At 71.1% G+C, this 22,668-nt stretch carries 18 protein-coding genes; 5 read left to right on the forward strand and 13 right to left on the reverse strand.

The genetic code is table 11. From position 1 onward, the window contains the following. Nucleotides 1–154: 154 nt before the first annotated feature. From HQQ79_RS10890 to aroA, 4 genes are all read right to left on the reverse strand, one after another. On the reverse strand, nucleotides 155–2,290 hold the full coding sequence (locus HQQ79_RS10890) for an FAD-dependent oxidoreductase (protein WP_173034219.1): 2,136 nt from the start codon (nucleotides 2,288–2,290) through the stop codon (nucleotides 155–157). A 4-nt stretch (nucleotides 2,291–2,294) separates the two neighbouring features. Continuing rightward, nucleotides 2,295–3,140 carry an SDR family oxidoreductase gene (locus tag HQQ79_RS10895; protein ID WP_173034221.1) on the reverse strand — a complete coding sequence of 282 codons (846 nt, stop codon included), beginning with the start codon at nucleotides 3,138–3,140 and terminating at the stop codon, nucleotides 2,295–2,297. Between the two features lie 83 nt (nucleotides 3,141–3,223). Beyond that, nucleotides 3,224–4,402 (reverse strand): acyl-CoA dehydrogenase family protein, encoded by a 1,179-nt coding sequence (locus HQQ79_RS10900; protein WP_173034223.1) that lies wholly within the window; start codon nucleotides 4,400–4,402, stop codon nucleotides 3,224–3,226. Continuing rightward, the gene (aroA, locus tag HQQ79_RS10905) at nucleotides 4,399–7,644 is read right to left on the reverse strand and encodes a 3-phosphoshikimate 1-carboxyvinyltransferase (RefSeq protein WP_173034225.1); all 3,246 of its coding nucleotides are present in this window, start codon (nucleotides 7,642–7,644) and stop codon (nucleotides 4,399–4,401) included. The genes HQQ79_RS10900 and aroA overlap by 4 nt, the downstream gene beginning before the upstream one ends. A gap of 119 nt (nucleotides 7,645–7,763) precedes the next feature. Here aroA and HQQ79_RS10910 point away from each other — a divergent pair, with 119 nt between their 5' ends. Next, on the forward strand, nucleotides 7,764–8,903 hold the full coding sequence (locus tag HQQ79_RS10910; RefSeq protein ID WP_173034363.1) for a glutamate--cysteine ligase: 1,140 nt from the start codon (nucleotides 7,764–7,766) through the stop codon (nucleotides 8,901–8,903). Nucleotides 8,904–9,111: 208 nt separating this feature from the next. Here the strand turns inward: HQQ79_RS10910 and ffh are convergent, their stop codons facing one another. Together ffh and HQQ79_RS10920 are read right to left on the reverse strand one after the other, a co-directional pair. Further along, nucleotides 9,112–10,662, reverse strand: coding sequence for a signal recognition particle protein (gene ffh / locus HQQ79_RS10915; protein ID WP_027465889.1), 1,551 nt, complete (start codon nucleotides 10,660–10,662; stop codon nucleotides 9,112–9,114). Nucleotides 10,663–10,706: 44 nt separating this feature from the next. Further along, nucleotides 10,707–11,390, reverse strand: a complete 684-nt coding sequence (locus tag HQQ79_RS10920) for a VOC family protein (protein WP_173034227.1) — start codon at nucleotides 11,388–11,390, stop codon at nucleotides 10,707–10,709. 84 nt (nucleotides 11,391–11,474) lie between these two features. On the opposite strand from HQQ79_RS10920, the gene lipB reads away from it, so the two are divergent. Both lipB and lipA read left to right on the forward strand, forming a co-directional pair. Next, a complete protein-coding gene (gene lipB / locus HQQ79_RS10925) occupies nucleotides 11,475–12,212 on the forward strand; it encodes a lipoyl(octanoyl) transferase LipB (protein WP_173034229.1) in 738 nt (245 codons plus the stop codon). Beyond that, nucleotides 12,209–13,192 (forward strand): lipoyl synthase, encoded by a 984-nt coding sequence (lipA, locus tag HQQ79_RS10930; protein WP_138803676.1) that lies wholly within the window; start codon nucleotides 12,209–12,211, stop codon nucleotides 13,190–13,192. Before lipB ends, lipA begins: the two co-directional genes overlap by 4 nt. Before the next feature lie 78 nt (nucleotides 13,193–13,270). Here lipA and HQQ79_RS10935 read toward each other — a convergent pair whose 3' ends face one another. Next, nucleotides 13,271–14,296: a TerC family protein gene (locus HQQ79_RS10935; protein ID WP_110859106.1), complete on the reverse strand. Its 1,026-nt coding sequence runs from the start codon at nucleotides 14,294–14,296 to the stop codon at nucleotides 13,271–13,273. Nucleotides 14,297–14,513: 217 nt separating this feature from the next. Between HQQ79_RS10935 and ftsY the strand changes: the two genes are divergently transcribed. Beyond that, the gene (gene ftsY, locus HQQ79_RS10940) at nucleotides 14,514–15,383 is read left to right on the forward strand and encodes a signal recognition particle-docking protein FtsY (protein ID WP_027465892.1); all 870 of its coding nucleotides are present in this window, start codon (nucleotides 14,514–14,516) and stop codon (nucleotides 15,381–15,383) included. Nucleotides 15,384–15,466: 83 nt separating this feature from the next. Further along, on the forward strand, nucleotides 15,467–15,625 hold the full coding sequence (locus HQQ79_RS10945) for a hypothetical protein (RefSeq protein WP_171907827.1): 159 nt from the start codon (nucleotides 15,467–15,469) through the stop codon (nucleotides 15,623–15,625). Between the two features lie 98 nt (nucleotides 15,626–15,723). Here HQQ79_RS10945 and HQQ79_RS10950 read toward each other — a convergent pair whose 3' ends face one another. The 6 genes from HQQ79_RS10950 to coaD all read right to left on the reverse strand — a co-directional run bounded on the left by HQQ79_RS10950 (nucleotide 15,724) and on the right by coaD (nucleotide 22,632). Then, nucleotides 15,724–19,452 (reverse strand): AAA family ATPase, encoded by a 3,729-nt coding sequence (locus HQQ79_RS10950; protein WP_173034231.1) that lies wholly within the window; start codon nucleotides 19,450–19,452, stop codon nucleotides 15,724–15,726. Between the two features lie 31 nt (nucleotides 19,453–19,483). After that, on the reverse strand, nucleotides 19,484–20,455 hold the full coding sequence (gene mutM, locus HQQ79_RS10955; protein ID WP_173034233.1) for a bifunctional DNA-formamidopyrimidine glycosylase/DNA-(apurinic or apyrimidinic site) lyase: 972 nt from the start codon (nucleotides 20,453–20,455) through the stop codon (nucleotides 19,484–19,486). A gap of 4 nt (nucleotides 20,456–20,459) precedes the next feature. Further along, entirely contained in the window at nucleotides 20,460–21,185 is a 726-nt protein-coding gene (gene rnc, locus HQQ79_RS10960) for a ribonuclease III (RefSeq protein WP_173034235.1), read from the reverse strand. A gap of 13 nt (nucleotides 21,186–21,198) precedes the next feature. Further along, nucleotides 21,199–21,402 carry a 50S ribosomal protein L32 gene (gene rpmF, locus HQQ79_RS10965; RefSeq protein ID WP_017888273.1) on the reverse strand — a complete coding sequence of 68 codons (204 nt, stop codon included), beginning with the start codon at nucleotides 21,400–21,402 and terminating at the stop codon, nucleotides 21,199–21,201. 55 nt (nucleotides 21,403–21,457) lie between these two features. After that, the gene (locus HQQ79_RS10970; RefSeq protein WP_306789660.1) at nucleotides 21,458–22,042 is read right to left on the reverse strand and encodes a DUF177 domain-containing protein; all 585 of its coding nucleotides are present in this window, start codon (nucleotides 22,040–22,042) and stop codon (nucleotides 21,458–21,460) included. A 104-nt stretch (nucleotides 22,043–22,146) separates the two neighbouring features. Then, nucleotides 22,147–22,632, reverse strand: a complete 486-nt coding sequence (gene coaD, locus HQQ79_RS10975) for a pantetheine-phosphate adenylyltransferase (RefSeq protein WP_071244868.1) — start codon at nucleotides 22,630–22,632, stop codon at nucleotides 22,147–22,149. Nucleotides 22,633–22,668 lie beyond the last annotated feature (36 nt).

Consider the following 22,668-nt stretch of genomic DNA (forward strand, 5'->3'; position numbering starts at 1 on the left):
GTTTGCTTTCGTTGTGGTTGAACTGGAACCGCGGGCGTGGGGGCACACACGGCGAAAGCTCGAGAGAGATCGCTCACAGCTGGATAGAGGGTCGAGCTGCGGCGATTCGACCGTTCATTCTTGCAGATTCCCGGCCGTGATGCGAGCCGACTCGCTACGGCGCGAGGCGTCGCACCGCTTCGAGGGCCTCGGACGTCGCCCGGACCGCGTCCACGCTCCGTGCGTCGCGCGCGCCGCCGACGACGGCGTACGGCACGCCGGCGGCCTGGAGGCCCGTGGCGAGTCCGTCCGGCGCGTCGCCCTCGGCGTCGGTCGCGCGCTCCTGCCCGGCGCAGACCACGACGGAGTCCGCCGGCACGCCGACCTCGTCCCCGTGCTCGTCGCGGATCCAGAGCACCCCGGGTTCGATGCGCAGGTACTCCTGCACGCCGCCGACCATCCGCACCCCGGCGTCCCGCAGCCGGCCGAGCGCGACCCAGCGTGAGGTGATGCCGATCCCCTGGCCGAACTTGCCCGAACGCCGGAGCACCGTCACCTGCGACCCCGGTCGGGTGGTGCGCCGTGCCGCGGGGAGCCGCTGCGGCACGTCGCCGACGAGTTCCTCGGACACGTCGAGGTCCCAGCGGGCCGCGAACTCGGCGGCCCGGACGACCTCGTCGGGCGACTCGGTCAGGAACGCCGCGGTGTCCACGCCGATGCCACCGCCGCCGATGATCGCGACGGTGCCCTCGGGTACGCCGTTCCGCAGGGCCTGCTCGTACGACAGCACGTGCGGCAGGTCGCTGCCGGGGACGTCGATGCTCCGCGGGACCACCCCGGCCGCGAGCACGACGGCGTCGCTGTCGACGAGGTCCCGAGCCGTGGCCGGGCGTCCGAGGTGGATCGTGGCGCCCCGCTCCGCGAGCTCGGCGCGGGCGGACCGCACCGTGGCGGCGTAGTCCTCCTTGCCCGGGACGAGTGCGGCGAGGCCGAACTGGCCGCCGAGGCGGTCGGAGGCCTCCCAGACGGTGACGTCGTGGCCCCGTCGGGCGGCGTCCACCGCGGCGGCGAGCCCGGCCGGTCCGCCACCGACGACGTCGACGCGCTTCGGGTCCGCGGTCGGCCGGGCGGGGAAGGCCACCTCGCGGGCGGCACGGGGGTTCACGAGGCAGGACACCGGTGCGCCGATGATCGAGCGGTCGAGGCACGCCTGGTTGCAGCCGATGCAGGTGTTCACCAGGGCGAACCCGCCCGCGAGCGAGCGCGACACGATGGCGGGGTCGGCGAGGAACGGCCGGGCGAGCGCGACGGCGTCGATCAGGCCGTCGCTGAGCACGGCTTCACCGTCGCGCAGGTCCGTCATCCGGTTCGACGCGATCACGCGGACGTCCAGGTACGCGGACGAGCGCACCACCGCGGCGATCCGTGCCGCGTACGCCAGCCAGGCCCCGTGCGGCACCGAGGCCTGCACGGTCGGGGTGCGGGACTCGTGCCAGCCGATGCCGACCGAGATGCCGTCGAGCCCGAGCGGCAGCAGGTCGTGCACGAGCGCGTCGACCTCGTCGTCGGTCGACGAGCCGGGCATCAGATCCGCGCCGGACAGCCGGATCGTCACGGCGAGCTCGGGCACCGCGGCGCGCACGGCCCGGACGACCTCGATCGCGAAGCGCCGACGCCGTTCCGCATCCCCGCCCCACTCGTCGTCGCGCAGGTTGGTCAGCGGCGACTGGAACTGGTTGATCAGGTACCCCTCGGACGCCATGATCTCGACGCCGTCGAACCCGATCGCACGGGCGGTGCGGGCCGCGGCGGCGAAGTCCTCGATGGTCCGCTCGACCTCGGCCGACGTCAGCTCGGTCGGCACCACACCGCGGGCGGCCGCCCACGGCAGGGCCGAGGGTGCCACGACGCGCTGCGGGTCGCCGTGCCGGTCGACCATGCCCGACGCCAGCGCGTACCGCCCGGCGTGGAACAGCTGCGCGAGGATCGTCCCGCCCTCGTCGTGCACGGCGTCGACCGCCACCCGGAACCGCTCGTCGGCTCCCCCGACGCCGAACACCGCGAAGTCCGGACCCCCGCGGGCCTCGTCGTTCACCGCGATGCCGCCGGTGATGATGCACGCCACCCCGCCGGCCGCCCGTTCGCGGTAGAAGGCGGCCATGCCGGCTCCGCCGTCGTCGTGCACCTCGAGCCCGGTGTGCATCGACCCCATCACCACCCGGTTCGCCAGGTGCAGGGGGCCGAGGGTCCAGGGTGACGCGACGGTCCGGAGGGACTCCGGCACGACGGGGGCGGAAGCGACGCTGCTCATGCGCCTATTCTGCGGTGTCCGCGCCCGGAGCGTCGGCCGGCAGCACCGCGTCGCGGAGGGGCGACGTCGTGTCCGACCAGTACGGCGGGGCGATGACCGTCAGACCGCCGTCCACCGAGAGCACCTGCCCGGTGATGTACCCGGCCTTGTCCGACAGCAGGAAGTCGACGGCGTCGGCCATGTCGTCGGCCGTCCCGGGGCGCTGCAGCGGGAGCTTCTCGAGCACGGTGTCCATCGGCGCCTGGCCGGGGACCTTCGTGTAGAAGTACTCGAGCGAGTCGGTGTCGATGAGGCCGCCGTTCACCGCGTTGACGGTGATCTGGCGCGGACCGAACTCCACCGCCATGTACTTCATGTACGCCTCGCTCATGGCCTTGGCGGCACCGAGTGCGGCGTAGGTCGGGAACGCCCGGAGCGATCCGTACGACGTCACGACGACGATGCGGCCACCCCGGTCCATCAGTTCCGCGGCGCGCTGGGCGCCGAGCACGAACGAGCGGGCGTTCGTGGCGTAGCTGCGGTCGAGGTGGTGCAGCTTGAGGTCGGCGACGGGCTTGAACGCGCTGGCCGCGGCGTTCGCGACGAACATGTCGAGACGTCCGTAGGTGTCGCGCACCAGGTCGAACAGGGCGTCGATCGACTCCGGCTGCTCGATGTCGACCTGCGCCGTGATGCCGTCGCCACCGGCCGCCCTGACGTCGGCCAGGGACTCCTCGGCCAGGTCGGCGTTGCCCTTGTACGTCACCACGACGGTGACGCCGCGCTGGCCGAGCTTCTGCGCGAGCAGGCGGCCGATGCCGCGCGAAGCGCCGGTGATCAGTGCGATGGGTGCGTTGGTGCTGTGGGTCACTTCGGTCCTTCAGGTGGGTGGGAGACGGACGGGAGGCGCGGGGCGGGCCCGCCACGGGCCTCCAGTCCGGTCGTTGGTCGGTTTCAGAACCCGGCTGCGCCGGTGACGACGGCGCGGCCGACGATCAGCTTCTGGATCTCGTTGGTGCCCTCTTCGAAGCGCTGCGCGCGTGCGTCGCGGTAGACGCGCTCGATGGCGTTGCGCTTCCAGTAGCCCTGCCCGCCGTGCACCTGCAGGGCCTTGTCGGTGACCCGGGCGAGCATGTCGACGGCGACCATCTTCGAGGCGCTGGAGAGTGTGCCGGCGTCGGGGCGGTCGTCCTCGTAGGCGCGGGCGGCCTCGAGCACCAGGGCGCGGGCGGCGGCGATGTCGGCGTAGTTCTCGGCCAGGTAGAACTGGATCGCCTGCCGGCTGGAGAGGCGCTTGCCGAAGGTCTCGCGCTTGTTCGCGTACTCGACGGCGAGCTCGTTCGCCCGCTCGGCGAGGCCGACGGCGCTCATCGCGACGGACACCCGGCTCGGCAGCAGGAAGCCGCCGAGCGCGACCTCGAGGCCCTGGCCTTCGGTGCCCAGACGTGCGCTGGCCGGGATCGGGGTCTCGGTGAACCGCAGGATCGCGTGGTCGGTGCCGCGTATGCCCATGGTGTCGGAGTCGTCGATCACCTCGGCACCCGGCAGCCCGCTGTTCGGCATCAGGAACGCGACCGTGCCGTCCTGGCCGCTGGTGCCCTCCAGCCGAGCGGCGATGAGCCAGTGGTCGGCCTTGACCCCGAACGTGATGAGGTGCTTCTCGCCGTTCATCACGTACGTGTCGCCCTCGCGTCGGACCGTCGTGCGGATGTCCGCTCCCGTGCCCGCGGTGGCCTCGGTCAGGGTGAACGCGACGAGCGTGTCACCGGCGACGGACGGCTTGACCACCTGCTCGATCTGCTCCGGCGTCGCGTAGGGGGCCATCGCGCGCCAGGTGCCGTTGATGACGTGCACGAGCATGCGGATGGAGGCGTGCGAGCGGGAGACGACCTCCATGATCTCGAGGTAGCGCGAGAACGGGATCGCCCGTCCGCCGAGCTCCGTCGGGGCGGCGAGGCTGAGCCACCCGTTCTCCTTGAGCTCCTGGAACAGCTCGGGGGCGACCCGGCCGGTGCGCTCGATCTCGTCCGCCCACGCCTCGCCGGGGCCGCGGACCCACTCGGTGACCTCGGCCTTGAGCTGCTGGAAGGCGGCTTCGTCGAAGCCCGTGCTCGTCTGCTCGACGATCGTCATCGTGTCTCGTTCTCCTTCGTCGCGACGAGCGCGGCCGCCTGCTCGCGCAGGATGTTCTTCTGGACCTTGCCGACCGCGTTGCGCGGCAGCTCGGTGGTGTACTCGAGTCGTTCAGGCCAGTAGTACTTGCTCACGCCGGCCGCGTCGAGGTACTGCTGCATCCCGGCGAAGTCGAGCGGCTCGTCCGCGCGGGCGTTCACGACCCAGGCGCAGGCACGCTCACCGAGCCGCTCGTCCGGCATCGCCACGATCGCGACATCCGTGACCAGCGGGTTCTGGTACAGCAGGTTCTCGATCTCGACGACGGGGATCTTCTCGCCGCCGCGGTTGATGACGTCCTTCACGCGCCCGGTGATCGACAGGAAGCCCTTCTCGTCGACCTTCGCCAGGTCGCCCGTGCGGTACCAGCCGTCCGCGGTGAACACGTCGTCGGTCAGGTCCGGGCGGTCGAGGTAGCCCGCGAACATCGTCGGCGAGTGCAGCTCGAAGTTGCCCTCGGTCCCGGCAGGCAGCTCGATCCCCGCGTCGTCGACGATGCGGATCGCGATGCCCGGCAACGCCCGGCCGTCGTGGCCGTACGCGTCGGCGGGGTCGTCGCTCGGGCTGGACAGGGCCCCGAGACACGTCTCGCTCGTCCCGAAGGCGCCGAGGATGGCGCTGCCGAGCACCGTGCTCGCTCGCTGGGCCAGTGCCCGGGGCACCGCGGCGCCCGTCGGCACGAAGATCCGGAGCGACTCGGGCTGCCCGGCACCGGCCTCGACCAGGTCGACGAGGTCGGTCAGGAACGGCGTCGCGCACTGCACGAAGGACGCCCGGGCGACGCCGAACGCCTGCTCGAGTGCGACCCGGCCGTCCCACACCGGCTGGAGGACCTGCGGGGCACCGAGCCGGAACGCCAGCAGCATGCCGTACAGGAACCCGGTCTGGTGAGCGAGCGGCGACGGGATGTAGATGCGGTCGGCGCTGGTCAGACCGGACTGCGCCACGTGCATGGCGGTCGCGAGTCCGAGCGTGCGGTGCGGGTGCTGCACGCCCTTCGGCTCCCCCGTGGTGCCGGAGGTGAAGAGCAGCTGGCAGACGTCGTCCGGCCCGGGAGCGTGCGACGCGATCTCGTCGACATCGACGTGCACGGCTGCCAGGGCGTTCTCGAAGTAGCGCCAGTGCCAGTCGCTCGCCACGACGCGCTCCAGGGCGTCGGCGGGCAGCGGCGGCTGGTTCGTCGGGGTGTCCCCCTGCCCGCGGGCCTCGGCGCGGAGCACGATGACGTGCTCGAGCGACAGGCGACGGTCCTGCGCGGCGGCCTCGTCGATGACGTCGAGGAGTTCGAGGGCGGGACGGCGCTTCCGGAACACGTTCGGCAGGAAGACCACGCGGGCCTTCGAACGAGCCAGCGTCATCGTGGTCTCGCGGGGACCGAACACCGGCATGATCGGGGTCGCGACGGCACCGATCTGGATCGCACCGAGGGTGATCGACACGAACTCGCGCCAGTTCGGCAGCTGCATCGCGACGGATTCGCCGGTGCGCACGCCGAGTTCGAGCAGCAGGGCGGAGACCCGGTCGGCCTCGTCCTGCAGCTCCTTCCACGTGGTGTTCGCGGGGGTCGCGCCGCCGACCTCGATCACGGCGAGGCCGTCGGGGTCGGTCTGCGACAGGGCGCGGACCCGCTCGGTCAGGACGAGCGGGTCGGCGTCGACGCCGGCGAGCTCGGGCACGGCGACGGCGGGCTGCGGGGCGGTGGGCTGTGCGGTGGCGGGCTGCGGGGCGGCGGGCTGCGCGACCGGCTGGTCGGTCGGCTCGGGCGCCGCAGACGTCTCGAGGGGCGTGCCCAGGTGCGTGCGGACCCCGTCGGCCTCGGCGGCGTCGATCCGGCCGTCCCGCGCCACCTGGGCTGCGAGCCGGTCACCGACGGACATGTCGAGCCCGACGGAGTTCATCGCCTCGAGGAACGTCGGGTAGGAGATCCGGTAGGCACGCGGGTAGGTCAGGCCCGACACCCCGTCGGCACTCGACGCCGCGACCGCGAGGGACATCAGCACACGGTGGTCGTTGAACGAGGACATCGGCGCACCGTGCAACCCGGCCGCGCCGACGCCGGTGACCCCGAGCTCGTCCGCGCCCTGCTCGGCACGGCCGCCCATCCGGTTCAGCTGGAGCATCGCCGCCACGCGGTCGGACTCCTTCAGCCGGATGTGCGCCACGTTCCACAGTCGACTCGTGCCCTCGGCGAAGGTGGCCATCGTCGACAGCACGGGCAGCAGGTCCGGGATCGGACGGCAGTCGACGTCGAGCGGCCGGAGCGGGGACCCGTCGTGCTCGATCCGGACGAAGCCGGTCTCCTCGTCGATCCGCATCGGCACGCCCATCGCGGTCGCGAGGTCCAGGAACTCGCTCTCCGGGTGGTCGGTCTCGGCGGTGGTGAACGCCGTCATGCCGCGCAGCAGCACGTTCGACTCGCGGGTGCCGGCCGCCGCGATGCCGAACGCTGCGGAGCCGATGTCGGGCGGGATGACGTAGTCGTGCGGGGTGGCCTGCTGGCCCGCCGGGATCCGGTACTCGAGCCAGTCGTCGGAGACCTCGACCGTCAGGCCGAACTGCCGCATCATCCGCACGGTGAGCTCGACGTAGGGCTGCTCGTTGAGCCGCCCGCCGGTGATGTGGATCCGGGTCTCGTGCTCGGCGAACGGGGCAACCAGCAGCAGCCCGGACACCCACTGCGACAGGGTGCCGGCGATCGTCACGTCGCCGCCGCGCGGACGCCGCGGCTGCACGGTGACGGGCGGGCAGTCGTTCGTCGCCTCGAGCTCCACCCCCATCTGCGTCAGCGAGGTGAGCAGCACCTTGATCGGGCGGCGCTGGAAGTACTTCATGCCCGACAGGGTCATCGGGCGGTCGGCCAGCGAGGCGAGCCCGGTCATGAAGTAGAGCGTGGTGCCCGAGGACCCCATGTTGAGCAGTCCGTCGGCACCCCGCGAGCCGTGGTCCACGACGTCGGTCGCCTGGTACCGGCCGCCCAGCCCGGTCACGTGGTACGCGTTCCCGCGACGCTTGACGTCGACGCCGAGCGCGCGGAGCGTGCCCACGGTCCACTCCACCTGTCGCGTCGCGCTGACCCCGGAGACGACACTCGTCCCCTTCGCCAGCGACGCGAGCACCAGCGCGCGGTGCGCGTGGTACTTCGAGACCGGGATGTCGAGTTCTCCGACGAGCGGGGCGTTCGTCCCGCGCACCACCAACTGCATGCGTACCTCTTCCCTGTAGGAACATTTCAACGGTACGCCCGGAGTGGAACTAGTTGCAGGACGATCCGCACGATCGGGACAACGCTTCGTTGTGCGTGTCCGACAAGGACCCGGGCAGGATGGACGGCATGGACATCCGCTTCACCGAGTCCCGCCCGTCGACCATCGGCGTCGAGTGGGAACTCCCCCTGGTCGACCGGGCGACCGGCGACCTCGCTCCCCGCGCCCCCGCCGTCATCGCCGCCGTGCACGAGCGGCTCGGCGACCACGACCGCGTCACCGAGGAGCTGCTGACCAACACGGTCGAGGTCGTCTCGAGCGTCCACGACCGCGTGGGGGCTGCGACGAGCGAGCTGTCCGGCATCATCGGCGAGGTCATCGACGCCGCCGAACCGCTCGACGCCCAGGTGATGTGCTCGGGCACGCACCCGTTCGCGGTGTGGGACCAGCAGGAGATCACCCCGGACAGCGAGCACTACACGACGCTGATCGACCGCACCCGCTGGTGGGGACGCCAGATGCTCATCTGGGGCGTGCACGTGCACGTCGGCATCGACGACCGCGACAAGGCGGTCCCGATCATGAACGCGATGCTCGCCTACGTCCCGCACCTGCAGGCGTTCACCGCGTCGAGCCCGTTCTGGGGCGGCACCGACACCGGGTACGCCTCGAACCGTGCCCTGATGTTCCAGCAGCTCCCGACCGGCGGGCTCCCGCCGCAGCTCGGCGCCTGGGCGAACTTCGAAGAGGTCGTCGGCGACCTCACGCACACCGGTGTCATCGACGGCGTGAAGGACCTGCGCTGGGACATCCGACCGTCGCCGGGCTGGGGCACCCTCGAGAACCGGGTCTCCGACGGCATCTCGACCCTGCACGAGGTCGGCGCCGTCACCGCGCTCGTGCAGTGCCTGGTCACCGCCTGCTCGGACCGGATCGACGCCGGTGAGACCCTGCCCACCATGCAGCCGTGGTTCATCCGCGAGAACAAGTGGCGCGCGGCCCGCTACGGCATGGAGGCCGAGATCATCACGAACGTCGCCGGCGACGAGCGGCTCGTGACCGACGAGGTGCACGACCTGGTGCAGCGGCTCGACCCGATCGCCGAACGGCTCGGCTGCCTCGACGAGCTGCACCACCTCGACACGATGATCGAGCGCGGCGCCTCGTACCAGCGGCAGCTGCAGGTCGCGCAGGAGAACGGCGGCGACCTGCGCGCCGTGGTCCGCCACCTGGTCACCGAGTTCCGCGACGCGCTCTAGCCGCCACCGGACCGCCCCGGGCGTACCTGGCCGAATCGGGCGTACCTGGCCGAATCGGGCGTACCTGGTCGTTCCTTTCGACCAGGTACGCCCGATTCCACTTTCCATCGCGCGTGCGATGGGAAGGAACGTCCCGACGCGACCGGACGACGGACGGGAGGCCCGGTGCCAGCTGGCACCGGGCCTCCCGTCCGTCAGGTGGTCGCGACTAGCGACCCAGGAACTTCTGCAGCGACGCGAGCTCTTCCTCGGTCGGTGCCTTGCCGCCCTTGGCACCCCCGAGGCCGAGGCCGGACCCCTGCGGGGCCTGCTGCGGCGCAGCCGCCGCGCCGGCCGCGAGGGCTGCGCGCTTGGCGGGGTTGCCCACCTTCGACTTCTTCTTACCGCCCTGCTGCTGCTTCTTGCCGCCGTGCATGCCCGGGATCGGACCCATGCCCGGCATCTGCGGCACGCCACCGCGGGCGACGGTCTTCATCATCTTGGCGGCCTGCTCGAAGCGGTTCACCAGCGCGTTGACCTCGGTGACGGTCGATCCGGCACCGCGCGCGATGCGCAGACGGCGCGAACCGTTGAGGAGCTTCGGGAGCTCGCGCTCCTGGGGCGTCATCGACTGGATGATCGCCTCGGTGCGGACGATCTCGCGCTCGTCGAAGTTGTCGAGCGCCTCGCGCATGCCCTTGGCTCCCGGGAGCATGCCGAGCATGCCCTTGATGGAGCCGGCCTTGCGGAGCTGCTGCATCTGCTGCAGGAAGTCGTTCAGCGTGAAGTTGTCGGTCGCGATCTTGTCCGCGACCTTGCGCGCCTCTTCCTCGTCGAAGGCGCCCTGCGCCTGCTCGATGAGGGACAGGATGTCGCCGAGGTCGAGGATGCGGCTCGCCATGCGGTCCGGGTGGAACGGCTCGAAGTCGTCGAGCGACTCACCCGTGGACGCGAACATGATCGGGCGGCCGGTCACACTGGCCACCGACAGGGCGGCACCACCGCGGGCGTCACCGTCGAGCTTCGAGAGCACGACACCGGTGAAGTCGACGCCTTCCTGGAACGCACGGGCCGTGTTGACGGCGTCCTGACCGATCATCGCGTCGATGACGAACAGGACCTCGTCCGGGTCGACGGCCTTGCGGATGTTCGCGGCCTGCTTCATCAGCTCGGCATCGACACCGAGTCGACCTGCGGTGTCGACGATGACGGTGTCGTACTGCTGGTCGATGGCGGCCTTGATGGCGTTCTTGGCGACCTTGACCGGGTCGCCGACACCGTTGCCGGGCTCGGGAGCGAACACGTGCACGCCGGCCTGCTCGCCGACGACCTGCAGCTGCTGCACGGCGTTCGGACGCTGGAGGTCCGCCGCGACGAGCATCGGGGTGTGGCCGTCCTTCTTGAGCCACTTGCCGAGCTTGCCCGCGAGGGTGGTCTTACCGGCACCCTGCAGACCCGCGAGCATGATGACCGTCGGCGGCTTCTTCGCGAACTCGAGCCGTCGCTGCTGCCCGCCCAGGATGCCGACGAGTTCCTCGTTGACGATCTGGACGACCTGCTGCGCCGGGTTGAGCGCGCGGTTGACCTCGTCGGAGAGGGCACGCTCGCGCACCGATGCGGTGAACGCCTTGACGACCTCGAGCGCGACGTCGGCGTCGAGGAGCGCCCGCCGGATCTCGCGGACGGTGCCGTCGACGTCGGACGGAGTCAGCCGACCCTTGCTCCGCAGATTGCGGAAGGTCTCGGTCAGCCGATCGGAGAGTGAACCGAATTGCGCCATGATCCGTCGATTCTACAAGGCTCCCGCCGACGGCACCGGCCCGTTCACCGCAGGAGGACACCCTCGGTCAGTCCGACCGGTGCGTCGAGCCCCACGTCGATGACCACCGGCGCGCTCGACGGACTCCGGTCACCGGTCGGGAACCAGCGCCGGTCGGGCGACACCAGGATCACGAGACCGTCCACGTCACCGACCGCCGCGAAGGACTCCCCCGGCGGGTTGGCGTACGGCTCGAGACCGGCGCGTCGCAGGGATTCGACGGCGCCGAGGACGTCGGGGACGGGGACGCCGACCTCGCTGACGGAGACGAGCGGGACGCCGGCGTCGGAGTCGGTGCCGGTACCGTCGCCGACGCCGATACCCCGGGCGCCCGACTCCAGGTCCCGCCGCTCGATGAACTCGAGGAGCTGCTGGTCGGGCCCCTCGAAGTAGACCGACCGCGAGTTCCAGTTCGGCGGCCCCTCGAACTCGTCCTGGTCGTCGGTACCGAGCACCGTCGTCAGACCGGCGATCCAGGCCTTGGCCGCGTCGAAGGTCCCCGTGGGGATCGTGATCGCCAGGTGCAGGGCTCCGGTCATCTCCGGCAGTTCACGGAACACGAGGAGCGTCGACCCCACCACGATGCGCACCGTGGTGTCGACGATCTCGACCGAGCACCCCAGCCGTTCGTAGAACCGGGCGGTGTCGGCGAGCGAGCGGGTGGCGAGCTGTACCTGTCGGATGTCCATGCCCTCATCGGACCATCTCAACCATTGTTGAGGTCAAGCACCAGGTTGTTGGACGCCGTCCAGAAACTGTCGTACGCTCGCCGCATGCCGGAACTCGAGATCGTCCGCCACCACGGCCTGCTCGACTACTCGGACGGCCTCGCCCTGCAGCGGAACCTGCACGCCGACGTCGTCGCCGGCCGTTCCCCCGGGGCCCTCGTACTGTGCGAGCACCCGTCCGTCTACACCGCCGGACGCCGCACCGAACCGTCCGACCTGCCGACGAACGGCACCCCGGTCGTCGACACCGACCGCGGCGGACGCATCACCTGGCACGGCCCGGGGCAGCTGGTCGCCTACCCGATCGTCCGGCTCGCCGAACCCCTCGACGTCGTCGCCTGGGTGCGCGACCTGGAGCAGGTCGTCATCGACGCCGCGGCTGCCGTCGGCGTGCACGCCGAACGGGTCGCGGGTCGCAGCGGCGCCTGGGTGCCGGGCACGGACGGCTCCCCCGCCGCCAAGGTCGGCGCGATCGGCCTGCACGTCGCCGAGGGCGTGACGAGTCACGGCATCGCGATCAACTGCGACAACGCCCTCGACGCCTACGACGCGATCGTCCCGTGCGGCATCGCGGACGCCGGGGTCACGACGCTGAGCGCCGCGGCGGCGCTCGCGGGGCGTGCCCACGTGACCGTCGACGACCTCGCACCCCTGGTCGCAGACCGCGTCCGACAGGCCGTCGACGGCATGCACAGCGGCCGCCGGATCAGCACGACGGCCCCCAGCACCAGCACCAGCACGAGCACCAGCACCGCGCCCGCCCGACAGGAGACCCTCGTATGACCCTCGCCCCCGAAGGCCGCCGCATGCTCCGGGTCGAGGCCCGGAACGCCGAGACCCCGATCGAGACGAAGCCCGCGTGGATCAAGACCCGTGCCACGCAGGGCCCCGAGTTCCGCGAGCTGTCGAGCCTGGTGCGTGAGAAGCAGCTGCACACCGTCTGCCAGGAGGCCGGCTGCCCGAACATCTTCGAGTGCTGGGAGGACCGCGAGGCCACCTTCCTGATCGGCGGCTCGCAGTGCACCCGTCGCTGCGACTTCTGCCAGATCGACACCGGCAAGCCGGAACCGCTCGACCGCGACGAGCCCCGCCGGGTCGCGGACTCCGTGGCGGAGATGGGCCTGCGGTACGCGACCGTGACCGGCGTCGCACGCGACGACCTGCCCGACGGCGGTTCCTGGCTCTACGCCGAGACCATCCGCGCGATCCACGAGCACTCCCCCGGCACCGGCGTCGAGATCCTGGTGCCGGACTTCAACGGGCGACCCGACCAGCTCGGCCCGGTGTTCGACGCCCGCCCCGAAGTCTTCGCCCACAACGTCGAGACCGTCCCGCGGATCTTCAAGCGGATCCGGCCGGCGTTCACGTTCGAACGGTCCCTCGACGTCATCACCCAGGGCCGCGACGCCGGACTGGTCACGAAGTCGAACCTGATCCTCGGCATGGGCGAGGAGCGCGTCGAGATCGAGGACGCCCTGCAGCGCCTGTACGACGCGGGCACGGACATCATCACGCTGACGCAGTACCTCCGCCCGTCGCCCCGGCACCTGCCGGTCGCGCGCTGGGTCAGCCCTGCGGAGTTCGTCGAGCTCCGGCAGGTCGCCGAGCAGATGGGCTTCGCCGGGGTGCTCGCCGGACCGCTGGTCCGGTCGTCGTACCGGGCGGGCCGGCTGTGGGCGCGGGCGACGGTGGCCCGCGGCGGCTCGGTTCCCGAGCACCTGGCCCACCTGCTCGACGCGACCCCTGGTCGCCAGGCCGTCTGAAGCTCCGGACGACGCCCGGACAGACGGGAGGCGCGGTGCCAGCTGGCACCGCGCCTCCTGTCCGTCAGGTGGTGACGGCTACTTCGCGTCGGCCTCGACCGACTCCTTCGGCTGGCCGGTCGGGGTGAGCCCGCGCTCCTGGCGGCGCTTCGAGACCACCAGCGACGCGGTCGTGGCGACCGCGATCGTCAGCGCGATGAAGCCCAGCGAGAACCAGATCGGGATCTCCGGCGCCCACTCGATGTGCTCGCCACCGTTGATGAAGGGCAGCTCGTTGACGTGCATGGCGTGGAAGACGAGCTTCACACCGATGAAGGCCAGGATGACGGCCAGGCCCTGGCCCAGGTAGATGAGGCGCTCGAGCAGGCCGGCGATCAGGAAGTACAGCTGCCGGAGGCCGAGCAGCGAGAACGCGTTCGCCGTGAACACGATGAAGGCGTCCTGCGTCAGCCCGAAGATCGCGGGGATCGAGTCGAGCGCGAAGAGCACGTCGGTCAGGCCGATGGCGACCATGACGAGCAGCATCGGGGTGAACAGCCGCTTGCCGTCGACACGGGTGGTCAGGCGGTCGCCGTCGTAGTGGTCCGAGGTCGGGATGATGCGCTTGAGGATCCGGATGAGCCGGGATTCGCCCTCGCTGCCGTGGTCGTTGCCGCTGCGGGCCTGCGACCAGGCGAGCCAGAACAGCAGCGCACCGAACAGGTAGAAGACCCACGAGAAGTTCTCGATGATCGTGACGCCGAGGGCGATGAAGACGCCACGGGCGACGAGCGCGATCGCGACGCCGACCAGCAGGACCTTCTGCTGGAACTCCTTCGGCACGGCGAAGCTCGACATGATGATGAGGAAGACGAAGAGGTTGTCGACCGACAACGCCTTCTCGGTCAGCCAGCCGGCGAAGTACTCACCACCGGCCTGCCCACCGCCGAACACCAGGATCCCGATGCCGAACAGGATCGCCAGCCCGATGTAGAAGGCGGACCAGAACGCGGATTCGCGGATGTGGGGCACGTGCGGCGTGCGGACGTGCGAGTAGAAGTCGAACACCAGCAGCGCGAGGATGCCGGCGATCGTGATGAGCCAGACGAAGAGTGGGACGTCCACGGTTTCCTTCAGGTAGGGCGCGCCGCTGATGTGCGGGTACGCCGAGGCCTGAAGGTCTCTTCCGTCGCACGGCACCGGAACCGGTTTCGCACGACCGGCGCCCCGGGGCCGGATCGTTCCGGACCGTACTGACGGGGTCACCGAGAGGGAATACTCCCCTTCGTGTTCCCGAGCATACCGGGCACAGCGGACATGTGCCGCGCTCTAAGCTGGGAGCATGGCGAGTTCCTGGTCACTGTCCTCACGGCTGCGCGGCCTCTTCCAGCGCAAGACGATCGACGAGACCACGTGGGAGGACCTGGAGACCGCCCTCATCGGCGCCGACTTCGGGCCCGACATCTCCGAGGAGATCATCGAGGACCTGCACGCCCGCGTCGACCGGTACGGCACGACCGACCCCGCCGACCTGCAGCGCATGCTCCGCGAGGTCCTCGAGGAACGGCTCTCCAAGCTCGACACCACCCTGAAGCTCAGCGCGCGGCCCGCCGTGGTGCTCGTCGTCGGGGTGAACGGCGTCGGCAAGACCACGACGATCGGCAAGTTCGCCAAGTTCCTGAAGACCTACGACCGCACGGTGCTCGTCGGGGCGGCGGACACGTTCCGCGCCGCGGCGGTCGAGCAGGTCGCCACCTGGGCCCAGCGCGCCGGGGTCGACGTCGTCCGTCCTTCGCAGCCCGGGCAGGACCCGGCGTCGGTGGCGTACCAGACCGTCGAGAAGGCGATCCGCGACCAGACCGAGATCGTCGTCATCGACACCGCCGGGCGTCTGCACACCAAGGCCGGCCTGATGGACGAGCTCACCAAGATCAAGCGCGTGGTCGAGAAGCAGACCGAGATCAGCGAGGTCCTGCTCGTCCTCGACGCGACGACGGGCCAGAACGGCCTCGCACAGGCCCAGGCCTTCATCGAGGGTGCCGGCGTGACCGGCCTCGTCATCACCAAGCTCGACGGCTCGGCCAAGGCCGGCTTCGTGCTGAGCGTGCAGGAGAAGACCGGCATCCCGATCAAGCTCATCGGGCAGGGCGAGGGCATCAACGACCTGACGGGCTTCACGCCGCACGTCTTCGTGCAGAACCTCGTCGGCTGAGCGAACGCGTCGGCACGCCGAGGAGTAGCGTCCCTGACGGTCCGGGCATCTGCTCGGTCTCGTTCCAGGGATAGGAGACCCTCATGCCCGCACTGCTGATCATCGCGATCATCGTCGGCCTCGTCCTGCTCTTCAGCGGCATCTTCGTCGGTGCGCTGAAGTTCCTGCTCTGGGTGGGCATCGTGCTCATCCTGCTGGCGGTCATCGGCTGGCTGCTCCGGACGATCCGCGGTCGCGCGTAGCGACCCGGCGTCCTGTCCGGACGCACCTGACAGAACAGGAGGCACGGTGGCAGCTGGCACCGCGCCTCCTGTCTGCCGTCCGGTCGCGACCAGGACGCCTAGGCGACCGCGTCCGCCGGCTCGCGCTTCTGCACCCGCTGCCCGACGACCGCCGAGACGCCGTCCTGCCGCATCGACACCCCGTACAGGGCGTCGGCGATCTCCATCGTCCGCTTCTGGTGCGTGATGACGATGAGCTGGGACGACTCGCGCAGACGCTCGAACACGGTGAGCAGGCGGCCCAGGTTGGCGTCGTCGAGTGCCGCCTCGACCTCGTCCATGATGTAGAACGGCGACGGCCGCGCGGTGAAGATCGCGACGAGGAGCGCCACCGCCGCCAGGGACCGCTCGCCGCCGGACAGCAGGGTCAGGCGGTCGATCTTCTTGCCGGCGGGCTTCACCTGCACGTCGATCCCGGTGCCGAGCAGGTCGGTCGGGTCGGTCAGGTTGATGGACCCCGAGCCGCCCGGGAACAGGATCGGGAAGATGACGTCGAACGCTTCCTTCGTGTCGTTGAACGCGGACTCGAAGATCGTCTGCATCTTCGTGTCGAGCTCGTCGATGATCGTCAGCAGGTCCGTCCGGGTCTTCTGCAGGTCCTCGAGCTGCTCGGCGAGGAACGCGTGCCGCTGCTCGAGCGCCTGGAACTCCTCGAGCGCGAGCGGGTTCACCTTGCCGAGCTGTCCGAGGTCACGCTCCGCGGCCTTGAGCCGGCGCTCCTGCTCGGCACGGACGTAGGGCACGGTCTCGACGTCGGCGGGGTCGATCTCGTCGGTCGTGTCGAACTCGGGCAGGGCCGGGCCGCCGGGCAGGGTGGACTCCGCGTCGACGAGGGCCACGTCGTCGGTGTCGGGACCCGCTTCTGCCGCAGCTTCCTCTGGCTCGGTCACGCCCGCGGCCTCGGCGGCGGCCGCAGCAGCAGCGCGCTCCGCCTCTCGGTGCTTCCGCGCGCGCACCCGCGGGTCCACGAGCACGTCGACGGGCACCGGCACGTGCGGCCCGTACTCGGCCACCAGCACGGCCTCGGACAGCCCGAGCTCGCTCTGCGCCCGGTCGAGGACGCCGGACACGTGCAGCTTCTTCTCGTAGATCTCCATCTCGAGCGAGTGCACGCCGTCGGTGATGGTCTGCAGGCGGTCCCGGAGCTCGCGCTCCTCGTTGCGGATCGTCTGCAGCTCGGAGTTGCGCTTCGACCGCTCGGCTTCCTCCGTCGCCAGCTGCACCCGCGCTTCGGCCAGCGAGCGGTCGACCGCTCCGAGCACCCCGGGCAGGTCGGCGAGGACGGCTTCGGCGGTCCGGATCTGATGACGGCGGATGACGGCGAGCCGCGCGGCCTCCTCGGCGGCGGCGCGCTCGGCCTCGAGCTGGCGGTCGAGCTGGTCGGCGCGGTTCCGTTCCGCTCGCACCCGCTCGCGCACGGTCTCCACCTGGATCCGCTGCTCGACCTCGGCGGCACGTGCGGCCTCGAGCGCGTCCTGCAGGGCGGGACGCTCGGACGCGTCGACCACGGGACGCTCCTGCTCGGTGAAGGCGCGGTGCGCCGACTCGGCCTCGGCCAGCACCGCCTCGGCGGTCTCGACGGCACCGTCGGTCTCGGCCAGCGCGGCACGCAGCCGCTCGACCTCGGCCGCGGCGTTCTCCGCCTTGGCCCGCGTCGACGCACTCGTGCGGTCGTACTCGGCCTTCGCCCGCGTGTAGGCGCGGGAGGCTGCGTCGGCCTCGTCCGCACGGCGGCGTGCGTCCTCGACGGCGCTGCGCGCGGCCTGGAGGCCCGTGGCCGCGTCCTCGGCGTCGGTCGCGATCGCGTCGCGTCGCGTCACGGCGTCGTCGCGCTCCGCGACGAGCTCGATGCGCGAGGTCACGCGCTCCCCGCCGCCGGTCACGCGGACCGCACGGACGAGGTCGCCGGACCGCGTGACCACCGTGGCGTGCGGGGCGGCCGTGAGCACGGCCTCCAGGTCGAGGTCGTCGGTCTCCGCGACCAGCGTGTCCCGCAGGATCGACGCGAGCGCCGGCGGTCCCTGCACCAGGTCCGTGGCACGGCGGACGCCGGTCGGCAGGGTCTCGGGCAGGGCCGCGGGGACGGACGCGGCGTCCGCGACGACGACGTCGATCCGGCCGAGGTCGGCAGCGCGGGCGTGGTCGACGGCATCGAGCGCCGCACCGCGGTCGTCGGCGAGGACGGCGTCGGCGAGTCCCTCGAGCGCGGTGGCGATCGCGGCCTCGAACCCGGGCGACACCGTCAGGCTGTCGGCCAGGCGACCGACGATGCCCGCGCGCCCGGCGTCGATCAGTGCCTGTGAACCGTCGCGGACCTCGATCGACATCCCGAGCGCGGTGACCCGGGCGTCGAGGGCGTCCCGCTCGCGTTCGAGGGCGTGGAGCCGGTCGCGCTGCTCGTCCCGCGTGGTCTGGGCCCGTTCGAGCTCGGCGCGCGCCTGCTCGAGGGTCTGCGCGAGCGCGGTCTCGTCGACCCCCTCGGACGGGTCGACACCGAGTTCGGCGAGGGCCGCCGCAGCGCGCTCGGCACGCTCCCCCGCCTCGGCCAGAGCCCGCTCCCGCCGCTCGCGGTCGGCGACGGCGGAACCGCGCTTCGACCGGGCGACGTCGACGGCGCTGGCGAGCCGCTGCGCCTCGAGGTCGTGCTGCGAGACGCGGGCAGCCTGGGCGGCGATGCGTTCGTCCAGGGCGTCCAGCGAGGCGCGGGCGTCCTGCACCGCGCGGGCGGTCGTCGCCGAGCCGCCCTGCATCTCGTCGGCGCGGGCGGCGAGGCGGTCGGCCTCGGCACGGACCCCGGCGACCTGCTCCTGGGTGACGGTCGGGCCCTGCTGCGGTGCGTCGGCCTGCTGCGCGAGGAACATCAGGCGCTGGTTCGCCAGGCTCGACAGGCCGCGGAGGCGCTCCTGCACGCTCTCGAGCCGGTGCACGACGGTGCGGGCGCGGTCGACGTCGTCCCCGACCATGCTCTGCTCGACGTGCTGCTGGCGCACCCGGGTCTGGTCGAGCCGCTCGGTCAGGACGATGCGCTCGGACTTGCGGCCCGCCTCGACCTCCTGGTGGTCGTGCAGCTCGCGGCGCAGGCGCACCACGTCGTCGGCGAGGATGCGGGCCTTGGCGTCGCGGAAGACCGCGGCCACCGACTGGGCCTTGCGTGCGACCTCGGCCTGCCGCCCGAGGGGCTTCAGCTGCCGCCGGATCTCCCCGGCCAGGTCGGACAGGCGGGTCAGGTTCGTCTGCATCGCGTCGAGCTTGCGGAGGGTCTTCTCCTTGCGACGGCGGTGCTTCAGGATCCCCGCGGCCTCCTCGATGAAGCCGCGGCGGTCCTCGGGGGTGGCGTGCAGCACCTTGTCGAGCTGCCCCTGCCCGACGATCACGTGCATCTCACGGCCGAGGCCGGTGTCGCTCAGCAGCTCCTGCACGTCGAGCAGCCGGCAGTTCTCGCCGTTGATGGCGTACTCGCTGCCGCCGTTGCGGAACAGCGTGCGCGCGATCGTCACCTCGGAGTAGTCGATCGGCAGCAGGCCGTCGCTGTTGTCGATGGTCAGCAGCACCTGGGCGCGACCGAGCGGACCGCGGGTCGAGGTGCCGGCGAAGATGACGTCCTCCATCTTGCCGCCGCGCAGGGTCTTCGCCCCCTGCTCCCCCATCACCCAGGCCAGGGCGTCCACCACGTTCGACTTGCCGGAGCCGTTCGGGCCGACGATGCACGTCACGCCCGGCTCGAACGCGAACGTCGTCGGCTGCGCGAAGGACTTGAACCCCTTGATGGTCAGGCTCTTCAAGTACATGCGGTCTCCGGATGCTCTGGTTGGCGTCAGGCTAACGCGTGCGGGCGCGGGGACGGGGTTGGCACACGGGGCAGATGTGGCTCGACCGGTTCATGAAGGCCTCGCGCACGATCGTCGTGCCGCAGCGTGGACACGGCTTCCCCTGCTGCCCGTAGACGTTCAGGCGCTGCGAGAAGTACCCGGACTGCCCGTTGACGTTGACGTACTGGGCGTCGAAGCTCGTGCCGCCGTCCTCGAGCGCCCGGCGCAGGATGGCGCGGACCTCGTCGAGCAGCCGACGCAGGTCGGCACGGGTGAGGCGGTCAGCGGCGCGGTCGTAGTGCAGCTTCGCGGCCCAGAGCGACTCGTCGGCGTAGATGTTGCCGATGCCGCTCACGACGCCCTGGTCGAGCAGCACCCGCTTGATGCCGCTCGAACGCTTCCGCGCCATCGCGGTGAACCGGTCGTCGTCGAAGGCGGGGTCGAGCGGGTCACGGGCGATGTGCGACACCTGCCCGGGCACCCACCGGCGCCACACGGCATCGGGGTCGATCGCGTCGACCTGCCCGCCGAACCCGGCGGGAGCACCGTCGATCGTCGGCACCATCGCGTCGATCGCCATCGAGCCGAACGTGCGCTGGTCGACGAACTCGAGTTCCACCGGGGGCTCCGCCGCACCTGCGCGGTCGGTGCCCGAGGGCTGCACGTCGATGAGGATCCGACGGTGCTTGGCCGCCGGTCGACCACGGCCGAGCAGGATCTGCCCGCTCATGCCGAGGTGGGCGACGAGTGCCTCGGGGCGGTCCCCGTCGTGCTCGGGCTGCAGCGGCATCCAGAGGAACTTGCCCCGGCGCACCGCAGCGGCGATCGTGCGACCGGTCAGTCGGTCGGCGAAGTCTTCCGAGGGGCCGTCGTGCCGGGTGAGGGCACGGTCGTCGACCACGTCGACGTGCAGGACCCGCGCGCCGCTGACGGCGGGTTCGAGGCCGGCGCGGACGACCTCGACCTCGGGGAGTTCGGGCACGCGGTCAGGCCGCTCGACCGGACAGCCGGGTCCAGGCGTCGAGCGCTGCGGCCATCTCGGCGGCCTTCTTGCTCGACCCGGTGCCGGTGGCGATGTCCTCGCCCTGCAGGACGACCGTCGCCATGAAGGTCTTGTCGTGGTCCGGGCCGGTCTCGGTGACGCGGTACGCCGGGTTGCCGAGGGAACGACTCGAGGCGAGCTCCTGCAGGCTCGTCTTCGGGTCCATCGCGGCGCCGAAGCGGTCCGGGTCGATCATGAGCGGTTCGACCAGGCGGAGCACGAGCTCGGTGGCCGGGTCGGGGCCGGCCGACAGGTACGTCGCGCCGATGACGGCTTCGACGGTGTCGGCCAGGATCGACGACTTGTCGCGCCCGCCGGTCTGTTCCTCGCCCTTGCCGAGGCGCAGGTAGCGGCCGAGCCCGATCATCCGGGCGATCTCGGCCAGCGCCACGGTCGACACCAGGCTCGCCCGTCGCTTGGCGAGGTCACCCTCGTCGAGGTCGGGGAACGACCGGTAGAGCTTCACGGTCACGGCCTGGCCGAGGATAGAGTCCCCGAGGAACTCGAGGCGCTCGTTGTGCTTGATGCCCCCGTGCTCGTAGGCGTAGGAGCGGTGCGTCAGGGCGAGCTGGAGCAGCTCGAGGTCGATGTCCGCCCCGAGGATGCCCTGTAGACGAACGACGTCCGGCCCCGCGGGGCGAGACCCCGCAGCGCCGGACGTTGTCGTCATGCGTTCGGTCCGATCAGACGTCGGCGACCTTGCGGCCCTTGTACTCCATGTACAGGGGCGTGCCGGCCGAGTCCTCGACGACCTTCGCGCGGTGCGGGAGGCTGTAGGTGACCTGACCGTTCTCGATCGTCTTCACGAGCTGGATCGGCGTGGCCTTCCACTGCGAACGACGGGCGTGCGTGTTCGCACGGGACTGCTTGCGCTTGGGAACGGCCATGGTGAATCTCTTTCGGTTGGTCGGTGGTCGGTACGGGGGCTGGCGGTGTCGGGACCTACTCGGTCTCGGCCCGCTCCTCGCCCTCGGTGGTCTTCGGTGCGGTGGTGTCACCGTCGGTGCTGTCGTCGAGCTCGATCGCGCTGAGCGCTGCCCAACGAGGATCCAGCACCTGACGAGCGGGCTGCTCGCCGAGGTCGGCCAGACGCTCGCCCGTCACCGGGTCGAGTCCTGGGCAGTCCGGTCGGCAGACCGGCTGGAACGGCAGCGACAGCACCACCGCATCTCGAACGACCTGTTCGGTGTCCACGTGGTCATCGCGAACGAAGAAGTCGAAATCCTCCGAGGCATCATACGCGAACAGCTCGGCGAAATCGACCTCGATCGGTTCGCTGATGTCGATGAGGCAGCGCGAGCACTCCCCCGTGGCGTCGGCCGAAGCGTGTCCGGACACGAGGACGCCCTCGTGCAGGCCTTCGAGCTTGACGTCGATGTGCAGTTCGGCACCCTGTCGGACGCCGATCAGACCGGCCCCCATCGCGTCGGGCACCTCGATGTCGAGCGAGTGCTCGCGCATCTCACCCGGCCGGTGCGCGAGGTCGCGCACGCGCAGGGCGTAGGGGCTGTTCACGGGGGAAGACACGATCGACAAGCCTAGCGCGATCGGGGCCGAGAGTCGAGGTGGCGACAGGCGTGTCCGGACGCGGTGGGCGCCGTGCGCGTGCCGGCCGGGCTGTGCAGGCGCGCTCAGCGGGCCGCGAGCGCGTCGGCGACCGTCTTCGGCACGTAGGGCGTGACGTCACCGCCGAGCGACGACACCTGCCGGATCAGCGAGCTCGACACGTGCGCCCGCGACGCCTCGGGCAGCAGGAACACCGTCTCGACGTCGGCCAGGTGGCGGTTCATGATGGCCATCGGGGTCTCGTACGCGACGTCCTCGCCGGACCGCACGCCCTTCACCAGGACCTTGGCCCCGACCTGGCGGCAGTAGTCCACCAGCAGGCCGGACGTCCACTCGCCCACCGTGACCGTGTCCGGCGCGCCGACCTCGACCAGCGAGTCGCGGATGAGCCGCACCCGGTCGACCGCCTCGAACATCGCCGGCTTCTTGTCGGGGTTGTGCACCACGAGGACGTGCACCTCGTCGAAGAGCCCGGCCGCACGGCCGATGACGTCGAGGTGCCCGAGGGTGACGGGGTCGAAGGAACCGGGGACCACCGCGATCTGCGCCATGGCAGCGACGATACCGCGCGGGCCGTCGTGCTCCGG

This window comes from Curtobacterium sp. VKM Ac-2852, from assembly GCF_013205045.1.
Classification (GTDB): Bacteria; Actinomycetota; Actinomycetes; order Actinomycetales; family Microbacteriaceae; genus Curtobacterium; species Curtobacterium flaccumfaciens.